Annotated in this window: 12 protein-coding genes; 9 read left to right on the top strand and 3 right to left on the bottom strand. The window is 61.1% G+C overall.

The window, feature by feature from the left end; all coding sequences use genetic code 11:
- Positions 1-33: 33 nt before the first annotated feature.
- Positions 34-1,626, bottom strand: a complete 1,593-nt coding sequence (glpD, locus tag ACR0NY_RS01275) for a glycerol-3-phosphate dehydrogenase (RefSeq protein ID WP_170368335.1) — start codon at positions 1,624-1,626, stop codon at positions 34-36.
- Positions 1,627-1,844: 218 nt separating this feature from the next.
- Here glpD and ACR0NY_RS01270 point away from each other — a divergent pair, with 218 nt between their 5' ends.
- The 6 genes from ACR0NY_RS01270 (at position 1,845) to ACR0NY_RS01245 (ending at position 6,610) form a co-directional block, all read left to right on the top strand.
- Entirely contained in the window at positions 1,845-2,606 is a 762-nt protein-coding gene (locus ACR0NY_RS01270; RefSeq protein ID WP_170368334.1) for a DeoR/GlpR family DNA-binding transcription regulator, read from the top strand.
- 110 nt (positions 2,607-2,716) lie between these two features.
- Positions 2,717-2,872 (top strand): DUF5993 family protein, encoded by a 156-nt coding sequence (locus tag ACR0NY_RS01265; RefSeq protein ID WP_170339565.1) that lies wholly within the window; start codon positions 2,717-2,719, stop codon positions 2,870-2,872.
- A gap of 12 nt (positions 2,873-2,884) precedes the next feature.
- On the top strand, positions 2,885-3,454 hold the full coding sequence (locus ACR0NY_RS01260) for a disulfide bond formation protein B (RefSeq protein WP_170363640.1): 570 nt from the start codon (positions 2,885-2,887) through the stop codon (positions 3,452-3,454).
- Positions 3,455-3,488: 34 nt separating this feature from the next.
- Positions 3,489-3,848 carry a DUF3302 domain-containing protein gene (locus ACR0NY_RS01255; protein WP_093961840.1) on the top strand — a complete coding sequence of 120 codons (360 nt, stop codon included), beginning with the start codon at positions 3,489-3,491 and terminating at the stop codon, positions 3,846-3,848.
- 21 nt (positions 3,849-3,869) lie between these two features.
- Positions 3,870-5,015 carry an HlyD family secretion protein gene (locus tag ACR0NY_RS01250; RefSeq protein WP_170339005.1) on the top strand — a complete coding sequence of 382 codons (1,146 nt, stop codon included), beginning with the start codon at positions 3,870-3,872 and terminating at the stop codon, positions 5,013-5,015.
- Between the two features lie 2 nt (positions 5,016-5,017).
- Positions 5,018-6,610: an efflux transporter outer membrane subunit gene (locus ACR0NY_RS01245; RefSeq protein ID WP_170368333.1), complete on the top strand. Its 1,593-nt coding sequence runs from the start codon at positions 5,018-5,020 to the stop codon at positions 6,608-6,610.
- A 3-nt stretch (positions 6,611-6,613) separates the two neighbouring features.
- Here ACR0NY_RS01245 and mprF read toward each other — a convergent pair whose 3' ends face one another.
- A complete protein-coding gene (mprF, locus tag ACR0NY_RS01240) occupies positions 6,614-9,223 on the bottom strand; it encodes a bifunctional lysylphosphatidylglycerol flippase/synthetase MprF (protein WP_170368332.1) in 2,610 nt (869 codons plus the stop codon).
- Positions 9,224-9,324: 101 nt separating this feature from the next.
- On the bottom strand, positions 9,325-9,753 hold the full coding sequence (locus ACR0NY_RS01235; protein WP_093961837.1) for an Lrp/AsnC family transcriptional regulator: 429 nt from the start codon (positions 9,751-9,753) through the stop codon (positions 9,325-9,327).
- 86 nt (positions 9,754-9,839) lie between these two features.
- Between ACR0NY_RS01235 and rocF the strand changes: the two genes are divergently transcribed.
- From rocF to ACR0NY_RS01220, 3 genes are read left to right on the top strand one after another with little or no spacing between them, the layout of a single operon-like run.
- Positions 9,840-10,760, top strand: coding sequence for an arginase (rocF, locus tag ACR0NY_RS01230; protein WP_170339011.1), 921 nt, complete (start codon positions 9,840-9,842; stop codon positions 10,758-10,760).
- Positions 10,760-11,680 (top strand): citrulline utilization hydrolase CtlX, encoded by a 921-nt coding sequence (gene ctlX, locus ACR0NY_RS01225; protein ID WP_170339013.1) that lies wholly within the window; start codon positions 10,760-10,762, stop codon positions 11,678-11,680. Before rocF ends, ctlX begins: the two co-directional genes overlap by 1 nt.
- A gap of 10 nt (positions 11,681-11,690) precedes the next feature.
- Positions 11,691-12,731: an ornithine cyclodeaminase gene (locus tag ACR0NY_RS01220; RefSeq protein ID WP_170339014.1), complete on the top strand. Its 1,041-nt coding sequence runs from the start codon at positions 11,691-11,693 to the stop codon at positions 12,729-12,731.
- The last annotated feature ends 142 nt before the right edge of the window (positions 12,732-12,873 follow it).

The following is a 12,873-nucleotide window of genomic DNA, read 5'->3' as shown; positions in this document are numbered from 1 at the left end:
GAAAACTGCGGGGCGTTTTTCTTTGGTGGGTTATTAAGCGGTTTTCAGTTGTTCCTGACGACGCTTCTGCATCCAGGTCTCGATCTGATCGACCTGCTCGGGCTTCAGGCGCAGTCCCAGTTTGTTTCGACGCCAGATCACATCCTGCGCTGTACGGGCATACTCCTTGTCCATCAGCCATTCGAGCTCACGCTCGGTCAGGGTCGCGCCAAAATCGACCCCCAGATCATCGGCCTGGACCGCGTCCCCGAGGATGATGCGTGCTTCGGTGCCGTACGCATGTACCAGACGGTGCGCCCATTTGTCGGTGAGGAATCCGTAATCGTCCTTCAACCCGGCAACCAATGCCTCTACCCCGTCGACCGGGAAATCCCCGCCCGGCAGAGCAACTCCCGCAGTCCAAGGGCCAGACAGGTCTGGGAAGTGCTCGGCCACCTTCTCCATCGCGCTTTCGGCAAGGCGGCGATAGGTTGTGATCTTGCCACCAAACACGTTGAGGACCGGCACGCCGCCCTCGGCGTCCACTTTCAATGTGTAGTCCCGCGTGGCGGCCGTGGCGCTTTGCGCGCCATCATCATACAGCGGGCGCACGCCGGAGTAGGTCCAGACAATGTCATCACGCGAGACCGGCTTCTTGAAGTATTTGGACGCAAAGGCGCACAGATAGTCCTGCTCGGCCTCGGTGCAGACGGGCGGCTCGGACGGATCGGGGTGGTCCTGATCGGTGGTCCCGATCAGAGTGAAGTCCTGCTCATAGGGAATGGCGAAGATGATGCGCCCGTCCTCACCTTGGAAGAAGTAGCATTTGTCATGGTCGTAGAGACGCGGCGTCACGATATGGCTGCCACGCACCAGCCGCACGCCCTCGCGTGAGTTCGAACGGATCTTGGTCCGGATGATGTCTCCAACCCACGGCCCGCCCGCATTGATCAGCATCCGCGCGCGCAGTTCACGGGTTTCACCGCTTTCGCAATCCTGCACGGTGATCCGCCAGACATCTTCGCTGCGTTCGGCCGACAGAACCTTGGTGCCCACCAATATCTGCGCGCCGCGTGCCTCTGCATCGCGTGCGTTCAAGATCACCAGCCTTGAATCCTCGACCCAGCAATCGGAATACTCATACGCGGTTTCGAACTTGTCCTGCAGTGGCGCACCCTCGGGCGCCGTGCGCAGGTTCAATGAACTTGTTCCCGGCAGGATCTTGCGGCCGCCCAGGTTGTCATACATGAACAGCCCCAAACGGATCAGCCAGGCAGGCCTGCGCCCCTTCATCCACGGCATGACCGTCCCCAACAGGCGCGAAGTGGGCGTTTCAGAGTCAAACCGCATGTCCGGGTGATAAGGCAGAACGAACCGCATCGGCCAACTGATATGCGGCATGGCACGCAAAAGCGTTTCACGTTCGATCAGGGCCTCGCGGACCAGGCGGAACTCGAAATACTCCAGATAGCGCAGCCCTCCGTGAAACAGCTTGGTCGAAGCTGACGAGGTGGCCGAGGCCAGATCGTTCATCTCGGTGAGCGTGACGCTCAACCCGCGCCCTGCGGCGTCGCGCGCGATGCCGCAGCCATTGATGCCGCCACCGATGATGAAAAGATCGGTGATTTGGGTGTCCGACTGTTCCATGTCTGATGATTCCAATTGCAAAAGGGTCGCGCGCATTAACGCGACAGGCACTCGTTTAGTCAATTTTGTTTTTCGTTTTTCTTCGCTTTGTCGCATCTCGCACAACTTGATCGTCGTTCACCTCTAATTTCTTGGATGCCAAAGCAAGAAAACATCAGGCTTGCGCCCGATGCTAAAAAAGAACAAAAACGAACAGAATCACACCCGCGGAGCCGAATATGTCCCTGTCCTTTCGCCAATCCGACATCCTGAGCCTTGCCAAGCAAAACGGGCGCGTCGCGGTCGAGGATCTGGCCGAGCGGTTCAATGTCACTGTCCAGACCATTCGTCGGGACCTGTCGGAACTGTCCGATGCCGGAATGCTGGACCGCGTTCACGGCGGCGCGGTTCTGAGGTCGGGCGTTTCGAATATCGGTTACGAAGACCGCCGCGGATTGAACGACGAAGCCAAGACCCGCATTGCCAAACGGTGTGCCGCCGACATAACGGACGGAGCATCAGTGTTCATGAACATCGGCACCTCGACTGAGGCCGTGGCGCGGCAACTTCTGACCCACAAGAACCTGATGGTCGTGACCAACAACATGAACGTGGCCAACATTCTGGTCGAAAACCCCGAATGCGAGATCGTGGTCGCTGGTGGTGTGCTGCGCCGCTCCGATGGGGGCCTGATCGGAAATCTGACCGTCTCGACCATTCGCCAGTTCAAGTTTGACTACGCGGTCATAGGGTGTTCTGCGTTGGATGACGAAGGCGATCTGCTGGATTTCGATTTTCAGGAAGTGAATGTCAGCCAGACGATCATCGCGCAGGCGCGGCATACCAGCCTTGTTGCAGACCACTCGAAATTCCAGCGCTCGGCTCCGGCCCGCATCACGTCATTGTCCGAAATCGACACCTTCTACACAGACGCTCCCGTCACATCCGAACTGGCGGCGCGCTGCCAAGAATGGCAGACCCAATTGGTGGTGTGCGGCTAGGGTTCGCTCGCACATAAGGCGAACGGCCGATACCGAAACTTGCCAGATGGCAGCGGGCCTGACAGTATCACCACTACTGCAATCGTTGCACGGGAGGGGAGGACCGAGCCATGATCGCGCTTTTATTTGCGTTACTTACAGCCGTTATGGCGCTGAATTACTTTGGACGGACAAAGGCCGGGAACGTGGTTTTCTTTCTCACGCTGGCGTTGAGCGTCTATTGGCTCAAGTTTCACGCCACCAGCCAGCTGACAATACAGTTGTAGAAAGGGACGATCATGACACCTGAACTGTCCCGTACTCTGAATGCCCTTGGAATGCTGGCCGTCAGCCTTGTTCTGCTGCTGGCCTATGTCTACCAGCTCCGGTTGTACGAACTACCCTGCCCGCTCTGCCTGTTGCAGCGAGTTGGCTTCGTTGCGGTTGGTGTCGGTCTGGGCCTGAACCTGCTTTATGGCCCGCGGCCCCAACACTATGCGATCATGCTGATTGCAGCCCTCTACGGCGGCAGCGTGTCGGTGCGGCAGATCCTTCTGCACATCGTGCCGGGAACCGGGCACTATGGCTCTCCGGTGTTGGGCCTGCACTACTATACCTGGGCGGCCATCTGCTTTTTCCTGATCCTGTTGGGCACAGCGATCATGCTGATGTTCGAGAAACAGTATGTCTCGGACACGCGCGCGGAACCACGCTTTGGCGGCAGCACATTGGCAAAGGTCGCGTTCTTCATCATGCTGGGTCTTGCGGTGCTGAACGCTGGTTCGACGCTGTTGGAATGCGGTCCGGGCATCTGCGCCGACCCGCCGACCAGCTACAAATTGATTGACGAACTGGACACCAACAACTGAGGATGGGGCAACCGTCCAGACAGGAGGCGCGACGATGGGACTACTGGGGCAGCCGCTGGGCTATTATGACTACCTGACATTCGTCGCGCTGATCCTGCTGCTGGCGGCGGTCATGGCCTTGTTTCTGTTCATCATGGGCCTGCCCGGCCGCATCGCAATCAAACGGAACCACCCCCATGCCGAAGCCGTCAAACTGATGGGATGGATGGGGTTTCTGGCGATCATCCCCTGGGTGCACGCCTTCATCTGGGCCTATCATGATGGCATGACCGTGGACATCCGCCGCCTGCCCGAGGGCGAGCGCGAAGCGATCCGCAAGGAAATCGAGCGCCTTGGCGGACAGGTCAAGGACGAATACCGGGCCCCTGCTGCCGACGACCCACAGAAAACCTGACGCCGAAGGAAATCCACCACTATGTTCGTCGCCCTCGGCATCACGCTTTTCTACATCATTTTTGTCTGGTTCATTTTCTTCAAAGCACAATGGCTCAAGTTCAACATTGTCTGGGGGATCGTGTCGTTCTGGGTTGGCGCCCATCTGCTGCTGATCTTTCTGGTCGCGCTGCGGTTCTTCCAACCCTTCTCGATCGACAGCCACGTGGTGCGGTCCACCATCCAGATCGTCCCGAAACTGACCCAACCGACCATCCTGACCGAGGTCTTGGTCGAACCCAACACGCCCATCACCAAGGGCGATCCGCTGTACCGGTTCGATGACACGGTGTTCAAGCTGGCCGTCGAGAACGCGCAAGCGCAACTGGTGGCTGCCGAGCAAAACGCCAAGATCCTTGAACAGGACGTGATCGCCTCGACCGAGGCGGTGGAGCGTGCCAATGCCCAGCTGGCCTACGCGATGACGCAGAAGGCGCGCTATGAAAACCTGGTGCCTGCCGGGGGCGCGCGTCAGGACGAACTGGACCGCTGGAACGAACAAGTGACCGAAGATCAGGCTGCGGTCAAACAGGCTGAGGCCAATCTTAGAAAAGCGCAACTTGCGCAGGAGTCACAGATCGACGGAGTGAACACCGGTATCCTTCAGGCCAAGGCGCAGCTGGCCGAAGCGCAGTATTTCCTCGACAATACAACGATCTACGCTCCTGAAAACGGTATGATCGTCTCGCAACAGGCCCGTCCCGGCCTTGTGGTGGGTGATATCCGACTTGGGGCCATCGCCAGCTTCGTGACCGAGGATTCTCCCTATATCCTGGCCACATACCGTCAGCAGAACCTGAAATTCGTCGAACCCGGTCAGCCCGTCGAAGTCGCGCTGGATCTTTATCCGGGTGAAATTCTGACCGGCAAGGTCGAGGCCATCTGGTGGGCCACACGGCAAGGGCAATACCTGCCCTCTGGCCGCCTGCCCGGGTTCGAGCTGCCCAAAATTCCCGGGCGCATCGCGGTGCAGATTTCGGTCGACGTACCCGAAGGGCATACCTTCCCCGCTGGCGGGCACGCGGCAGTGGCCATCTACACGGGACAAGGCAAAAGCTTCGAGTTTTTGCGCCGCATCAACATCCGCCTCTATTCCTTCGCCAACTTCATCCGACCGTTGGATATCTGAGCATGACACACATGAACCCGGACCGTCCGCGCAGGCCACGAAACCGCCGCCGCATGTTGATCGGCACCGCGCTGAGCGCCGCATTGCTGTTTGCCTGCACCCCGGTCGGGCCGGATTTCGTGCGGCCCAACTCGCCGGTCGTGAAACAGTGGATGGAGGCCAACAGCCCCAGCGCCAGCCAGGCCAGCGGGCTGACATCGCGCAGCGCCCCTGTGGTCAAATGGTGGCAGAGCTTCAATGATCCGACCCTGAACAAGCTGGTGGCCGAGGCCTATGCCCAGAACCTGACCCTTCAAGTCGCAGGCGCGCGCGTGTTGCAGGCCCGCGCGCAACTGGGCATCGCCTTCGGCGAGCTCTATCCGCAATCGCAGGCCGTGGGCGGCGCGTTGGAGCGGCGCCGAATCAGCGACAATCTCGGTCCCATTGCCGATATCAACCGGATCATTCCGCTGGATACCGAGTTTTCGACGTCGCAGGTGGGATTTGACGCCCAGTGGGAACTGGACGTCTGGGGCGCGCAGCGGCGCGGCGTGCAGGCGGCGCGATCGAACCTGGCGCTACAGGTCGCCAACTATGACGACGCGCTGGTGACGCTGACGGGCGATGTGGCCGCGCTGTACATCAACATCCGCGCGCTGCAGGAGTCGCTGGCCGTCGCACGCGAGAACATCAAGCTGCAGCAGGAAGCCAATGATCTGACCCAGTTGCGGTTCAACAATGGTGTGACGACGGAATTGGATGTGCAGGAATCCACCGCCCTGCTGAACAACACCAAGGCGCTGGTGCCGACGCTGGAAAGCGATCTGCAGCAGGCCAAGAACGCGCTGGCGGTTCTGCTGGGCACGACACCGTCGCGCATGACCGGTCTGCTGGGAACGTCCGGGCGGATTCCGTCAGCAAGATCGAACGTCGCAGTCGGCGTTCCGGCCGAACTGCTGCGCCGCCGCCCCGACGTTCGCGCCGCAGAACTGGCCGCAGCCACGCAATCGGCGCAGGTGGGCATTGCCATGGCGGACCTGTATCCGCAGTTCATCCTGTCGGGCTCGATCGGCCTGCAGGCGTCGGGCGGGCGCGACCTGTTCAGCTCGAACAGTACCACGGGTCTGGCCAGCGCCGGCGTGGTCTGGAACGTTCTGAACTATGGGCGGATCAAGAACAACGTGCGCGCACAGGACGCCGCCTATCAGGCGCTGATCGCCAACTATCAGAACACCGTGCTGACCGCCTATTCCGAAGTCGAAAGCGCCATGGTCGCCTATGCCCAGGCGCGCAAGCAGGTGACGTTCTACCAACGCAGCGTCGACGCAGCGCGCAAGGCCGCCGACATCGCCGTCAGCCAGTATCGCGACGGCATCGCTGACTATTCCCGCGTCCTGAACACGCAGACCGCGCTTCTGCGCTCGCAAGCCAACCTGATCGAGGCGCGCCAGCAGGTGTCGTCGAACCTGGTCGCGGTCTACAAGGGGCTGGGCGGGGGCTGGCAGATCCGTCAGAACCAGGAGTTCCTGCCGGAAACCGTACTGGCCGAGATGTCCTATCGCACCGATTGGGGTGACCTGCTGCAGCAGGATCCGACACGGGCAAGTCTGAACTAGGCGCTATTTCGTCAGGCCCGTCAGGCCGCCAGAGATCAGGATGTTCACCTCGTACAGGATGCGCGGCGCGGCCAGACCGCCTGGGCTGGCCAGATAGTTGGGGCTCCACTCTGGGTCGAATTTCTGTTTGAAGGCGCGCAGCCCCTCGAAGTGGTAGAACTGCTCGCCGTGCTCGTAGACGAAGCCGCCGATCCGGTTCCACAGCGAGGCGAGTTGCCGGTTCTCGATCCCGGAAAACGGCGCGGCCCCCAATGAGAACCAATGAAACCCTTGGCCGGCGCCCCAGTTCATCATCTCGGCGAACAGAGCGTCCATGACAAAGCTGGGGCAGTCGGGCTCGTACCGCATCAGATCCAGCGACAATTCCGACTTGTTGCCACCCTGAAACAGGTTGGCAAAAGCCACGATATTGCCTGTCTCGCCGTTCTTCAGAACCGCATGATCGAAATAGGACAAATACTGCTCGTCGAACCCGCCTAGGGCAAAACCCTTTTCCGCGCCCGCCTTGCCTTCCAGCCAGTGATCCGAGATCTGGCGCAGTTCGGGCAGGACCGGTGCAAGCTGTTCTTTGGGAATGATCTCGAAGACATACCCTTCACGCTCGGCCCGGTTCCGGGCCTGACGGAACCGCTTGCGGGATTTGCCGTCCAGCGTGAAGTCCTTCAGCGGAACACGGGCGACTTCACCGATCTTGAGGATCGACAGCCCGAGGTCCAGAAACGTAGGCAGATACTTGGTGGACACACTGTAGAAAGCGCAGAGCTTGCCTTCGGCGTCGGCCATTTCGCGCAACTGCCAAATCAGTTGCTGGCCGGCGGCCTCATCGCCGACAGGCTCGCCCTTGCTGATCAACGCGTTGCCGGAATCGGCATAGGCCAGAAAGGCGCTTTCATCTGGCGCGATCAGAAACTGCTTGTCGCCGGTCAGGCTGATTTGCGCTTCGGTGTCTTCGCTGGCCAACGCCAGACGTTCGACCGCCGCGGGGATCTCGGTTCGTTGACGTGCGGGGATCGTGCGTCCGAACAGCGAGTTCACGGCCACCACCCCGACGATCACCGCCACCACCATGCTGGAGCGCAGGAACCGCGAGGCATCGCCATTCCATGCAAACTCCCACCACAACGCGTTTTCGTATTCGACATGGGAATAGGCGAACAACCCGATCCAGAAGATCACCGCCAGCAACGTGAGCAGGCTGACCAGCCAGGGAATGTTCAGTCGGAAGATGGATGCCCCGCTGACCCGGTAGAACGCCCCGCGAAACAGGGCCAACAAACCGATGGCTGCAAGCATTCCGACGGCCTCATGCGTATCCAGCCCCTTGGCCAGTGATGCGAAGAACCCGGCCAGCATCAGGATCATGGCAACGATCCATGCCCGGTACAGCTTGCGGTACAGCCCCCGCGCCACAAGCAGCAGCAGAACGCCAATGGCGCTTCCGGCCAGATGCGATGCCTCGACGAAGGACAAGGGCAGAAACTCGCGCAGGATCCCCAGTTTCGTCGAGCTGGCAGGCAAGGTGCCGGACACCAGAAGAACCACACCGGCCACTGCTGCAATACCGGCAGCCACCATCGGCACGATTGGCCGGACGGCCCGGTAAAACCAGGTGGCCGCGCCGCTGATGTGATGCCGGTGTGCCAGCGCGGAGGCGATAGCGATCGACAGGCTTGCGATGGCAAATGGCAAAAACGTGTAGACAACCCGGTAGAGCAGCAAGGCGGCAATCACGTCCGACCGGCCCGAGGCCCCCAGCCCTGCGATCAACGTGGCCTCGAACACACCGATTCCGCCCGGCGCATGGCTGAGAATCCCAACTGCGATTGCGCAGATATAGATGGTGAAGAAATAGGGATAACCGACGCCCAGATCGTCGGGCATCAGAACATAAAGAGCCATCGACGCGCCGAACAGATCCCCGATTGCGGCCAGTGTCAAAAAGCTGGCCAACTTGCCTCCGGGCAGGTCAAATCCCACCCCGCCAAAGGACAGCCGACGCCCGCCTTTGGCCAGCCATACAAACAGCACCAGCAGACCGGCCAGCAGGGCGACCCCGATGACCGTTTCAAGCGTTCCGCTGATCGGCAACGCTTGGGCGATCCCGTCCGGATGAAGCGTCATCATTCCGCCGAGGATCAGGATGAGGCCCATCCAGAAGGCCACCCATGATGTGGCGATCACGCCCGCGACCCGTCCCAGATCCAACCCCAGCGACGCATAGATCCGATAGCGGATCGCCGTACCCGTGATGTACGAAAATCCTAGGCAATTCGACACCGCATAGCCGCTGGCCCCGGCCATGGCCGCAATGCGAAGGGGGACCGTTCCCCCCGCCACGCTCTGCACGGCGAAGACGTCATAGAAGGACAGAGACAGAAAACTGAAAGCCGTCCAGAACACGGCAAGGAACATCACCCGCCAGGACGTTCCGGCAATGTCAGCTTGCACGTCCGACCATTTCACATGGCTCGACAGGTCGTGCAGCACCGTCAACGCGATCAGCGTTATCACCACAGGTATCGCCAACCTGACGATCGGCTGCTCCAACAGACCGGTCACCCGGGCAATCAGGATCTCCGCCCGCGAGTTTTCGCCTGGGTCTGCTGTGCTCATATTGATTTCCCTGCCCATGGGCTTGATCAAGCCTGCGGGAAAACTCTTGCACAAATCGTTTGGTATTCAAAGCTATGCCGCGCCGGTGAATGGCGGGCGGTTCAAAAGCGGCCTTTTCGAGTGGACAGAAGCAGATTGGTCTCGGAGCGGGTCACGCCTTCGATGCGGCGGATCTGGAACAGAACCTCGTCCAGTTCGGCCAGCGTCTCGGTCCCGATCTCGGCGATCAGGTCCCATCCGCCATTGGTGGAATGCACCGCCCGCACTTGCCGCATGGCTGCGATCCGGGCCATGATGCGCTCGGTCCCGCGCCCTTCGATTTCCAGCATCATCAGCCCGCGCACCGGGCTTTGCGCGACGTCCCGACGGGTCAGGACGGTAAAGCCCACAATCTCACCCGATTGCTTGAGCCGCTGCAGCCGGCTGCGCACGGTCGTCCGCGTTACACCCAGCACCTCTGCAAGCTCTGACAGGGACGCGCGAGCGTCTCGGTGAAGGGCGCTGAGCAAGCGGCTGTCCAGATCGTCCATTTCGTGTTTCCAATTTGGATTTTCAGATTTCATTTTGAGCATTTTGCCTCCTTCACGCAACCCGCTTTGCACCGCTAAATGAACGTATGGATACCAAATCAGTCATTCTCGTTGGTGCCGGCATGGACGTCGGCAAGCGGCGCCAGGGTTGCCGGATGGGACCCGACGCGTACCGCGTGGCCGGAATCGCCGAGGCTCTGTCCGACCTCGGGCACACGGTCACAGACTTTGGCGACACCCGCCCGGACACTGTCGACATGCCGCAACATGATCACCTCTTTGCCCTACCCGAATGCGTAGGGTGGACGCGGGCTTTGAAACGGGTCGCGCAACAGGCGGCCCAACAAGGTCTGCCGATCTTCATGGGCGGGGACCACGCCCTGTCGATGGGCACGGTCTCGGGCATGGCCGCCCATGCGCAGCAGATCGGGCGCCCGCTGTTCGTTCTTTGGCTGGACGCGCACAGCGATTTCCACACGCCCAACAGCACCGGCAGCGGCAACCTGCATGGCACACCGGTCGCCTATTTCACCGGTCAGCCCGGGTTCGACGCTTTCCCCGCTTTGGATGCTCCGATACCCACGGACCGCGTCGGTATGATCGGCCTGCGCTCGGTCGATCCGGCCGAGCGCGCCGCGCTGGAGAAAGACCGCGCCATGCTGGCCGACATGCGCAGCATCGACGAACACGGCATCAAGGCCCCGCTGATGGCCTTTCTGGACCGCGTCCGCGCCGCGAACGGCATCCTGCATGTCTCGCTGGACGTGGATTTCCTTGACCCCGCCATCGCGCCGGCCGTCGGCACCACGGTTCCCGGCGGCGCCACCGAACGCGAGGCGCATCTGGCCATGGAACTGCTGCACGAAAGCGGGCTGGTCTGCTCGCTGGACCTGGTCGAGCTGAACCCCTTTCTTGATGAACGCGGCCGAACCGCGAAACTGATGGTCGACCTGGCCGCCTCGCTGCTGGGCCGCCGCATCTTCGACCGCATTACCCGGAGCTTCTGATGCATTCCCTTCAGGCCCCTTCGGCGGTGGTCATGATCCGGCCACACGCCTTTGCCTCGAACCCCGAGACCCGCGACGACAATGCGTTCCAGACGCTGGCCAACCGCTCGGCCGAGGCAACCTCGGCCGCCGCCCGCGACGAGCATGACCGCGCGGTCGAGCAACTGCGCAACGCCGGCGTGACCGTGCATGTGTTCGACGATTTCGGTGACAGCGACACGCCCGACAGCGTGTTTCCGAACAACTGGTTCTCGACCCATCCGGGCGGGCACGTGGCGATCTATCCGATGTTCGTTCCCTCGCGCCGGCGCGAACGTCGGATGGATGTGATCGAGATGCTGAAACGCGATTATCGCGTACAGGACGTGATCGACTATTCCGGCCTCGAGCAGGACAACCTCGCGCTGGAGGGTACCGGTGCGATGGTGCTCGATCACGTCGGGCGCATTGCCTATACCGTCAAATCCAACCGTGCCGACCCGGTGCTGTTGGAACGGTTCTGCACCCATTTCAACTACGAGCCCATCGCCTTCGAGGCCCGCGACGCGCAAGGCCGCGATGTCTATCACACCAATGTGCTGATGGGGATCGGCACGCATTACGCCCTGATCTGTCTGGACATGATCACCGACCCCGAGCGGCGCGCGACCGTGAAGGCGCGGCTCGAGGAGTCCGGCCGCACGGTGATCGACCTGACCCATGACCAGATCGCCGAATTTGCCGGAAACGCCATCGAACTGACGGGCCGTGACGGGCTGGTTCTGGCGCTGTCCAGCCGGGCTTTGGCCGCGCTGCGCCCGGATCAGATCGACATCATCCACGACAGCGCGACGCCCCTGCCGCTGTCCGTACCCACCATCGAAACCGCCGGCGGGTCGGTGCGCTGCATGATCGCAGGCATCCACCTGTCACGCCGCTAGGAGAGACCCCATGCAACCTTCCGACAAGGCGCTTGTTCCCTTCGTATCCGTCGACAACATGATGCGGCTGATCCACCACATCGGTGTCGAAAGAATGATTATCGAGATCGCCACCCAGATCGAGGACGATTTCAAACGGTGGGAGAGCTTTGACAAGACCCCGCGCATCCCGGCCCATTCCCCGCATGGCGTGATCGAACTGATGCCGACCTCGGATGGCGAGGCCTATGGGTTCAAATATGTGAACGGCCACCCCAAGAACACGTCCGAGGGCTTGCAGACCGTCACCGCGTTCGGCCTGCTTGCGGACGTGTACACCGGGTATCCGACCCTGTTGACCGAGATGACGATGTTGACGGCGCTGCGCACCGCGGCCACTTCGGCGCTTGTCGGCAAGTACCTGGCCCCCAAGAATGCGTCCACGATGGCGATGATCGGCAATGGCGCGCAGTCCGAATTCCAGTGCCTGGCCTTCAAGGCCATGTGCGGGATTGATACCGTTCGCCTTTTTGACATCGATCCCGCCGCCACCGCGAAATGCGCGGCCAACTTGCAGGGGACCGGGTTGAACGTGGTTTCGTGCCGCTCGGCTGAAGAGGCGATCGAGGGCGCGCAGATCATCACCACCTGCACCGCCGACAAGAAATATGCCACCATCCTGACTGACAACATGGTCGGTCCGGGCGTGCATATCAACGCGATCGGAGGCGACTGCCCCGGCAAGACCGAATTGCATCGCGACATACTTCTGCGGTCCGACATCTTCGTGGAATACCCCGAGCAGACCCGGATCGAAGGTGAAATTCAGGCCCTGGACCCTGACCACCCGGTCACCGAGATGTGGCAGGTCATCACCGGTCAGGCCGAAGGTCGCCGTGACGACCGGCAGATCACTCTGTTCGACAGCGTCGGTTTCGCGATCGAGGACTTCTCGGCCCTGCGCTACGTCAAGCGCGCGATCGAGGGAACCGAGTTCTTCGAACCCCTGGACATGCTGGCCGACCCGGACGATCCGCGCGACCTGTTTGGCATGCTCATGCGGGCAAAGTGAGCCGTTTCGCCCGATTTAGACGTTAGGCCGGATGGGGGCGCTGCCCCCGTTCAGTCTTTGCGACACCGAGGTATTGGGTCCACTGCGGCACCGAGACTTCGTGCCGCCCGAATTTTCTATGCGCGCGGCAGAGCCATGCATC

Source organism: Ruegeria sp. BJ5 (assembly GCF_056537865.1).
Note: the sequence above shows the minus strand (reverse complement) of the source record. Positions and strands in the feature narration are given on the sequence as shown.

What these genes read in the sequence shown, in the direction of transcription:
- glpD (WP_170368335.1), bottom strand. Translation starts at nt 1,626, where the DNA reads ATGGAACAGTCGGACACCCAAATCACCGATCTTTTCATCATCGGTGGC.
- ACR0NY_RS01270 (WP_170368334.1), top strand. Translation starts at nt 1,845, where the DNA reads ATGTCCCTGTCCTTTCGCCAATCCGACATCCTGAGCCTTGCCAAGCAA.
- ACR0NY_RS01265 (WP_170339565.1), top strand. Translation starts at nt 2,717, where the DNA reads ATGATCGCGCTTTTATTTGCGTTACTTACAGCCGTTATGGCGCTGAAT.
- ACR0NY_RS01260 (WP_170363640.1), top strand. Translation starts at nt 2,885, where the DNA reads ATGACACCTGAACTGTCCCGTACTCTGAATGCCCTTGGAATGCTGGCC.
- ACR0NY_RS01255 (WP_093961840.1), top strand. Translation starts at nt 3,489, where the DNA reads ATGGGACTACTGGGGCAGCCGCTGGGCTATTATGACTACCTGACATTC.
- ACR0NY_RS01250 (WP_170339005.1), top strand. Translation starts at nt 3,870, where the DNA reads ATGTTCGTCGCCCTCGGCATCACGCTTTTCTACATCATTTTTGTCTGG.
- ACR0NY_RS01245 (WP_170368333.1), top strand. Translation starts at nt 5,018, where the DNA reads ATGACACACATGAACCCGGACCGTCCGCGCAGGCCACGAAACCGCCGC.
- mprF (WP_170368332.1), bottom strand. Translation starts at nt 9,223, where the DNA reads ATGAGCACAGCAGACCCAGGCGAAAACTCGCGGGCGGAGATCCTGATT.
- ACR0NY_RS01235 (WP_093961837.1), bottom strand. Translation starts at nt 9,753, where the DNA reads ATGGACGATCTGGACAGCCGCTTGCTCAGCGCCCTTCACCGAGACGCT.
- rocF (WP_170339011.1), top strand. Translation starts at nt 9,840, where the DNA reads ATGGATACCAAATCAGTCATTCTCGTTGGTGCCGGCATGGACGTCGGC.
- ctlX (WP_170339013.1), top strand. Translation starts at nt 10,760, where the DNA reads ATGCATTCCCTTCAGGCCCCTTCGGCGGTGGTCATGATCCGGCCACAC.
- ACR0NY_RS01220 (WP_170339014.1), top strand. Translation starts at nt 11,691, where the DNA reads ATGCAACCTTCCGACAAGGCGCTTGTTCCCTTCGTATCCGTCGACAAC.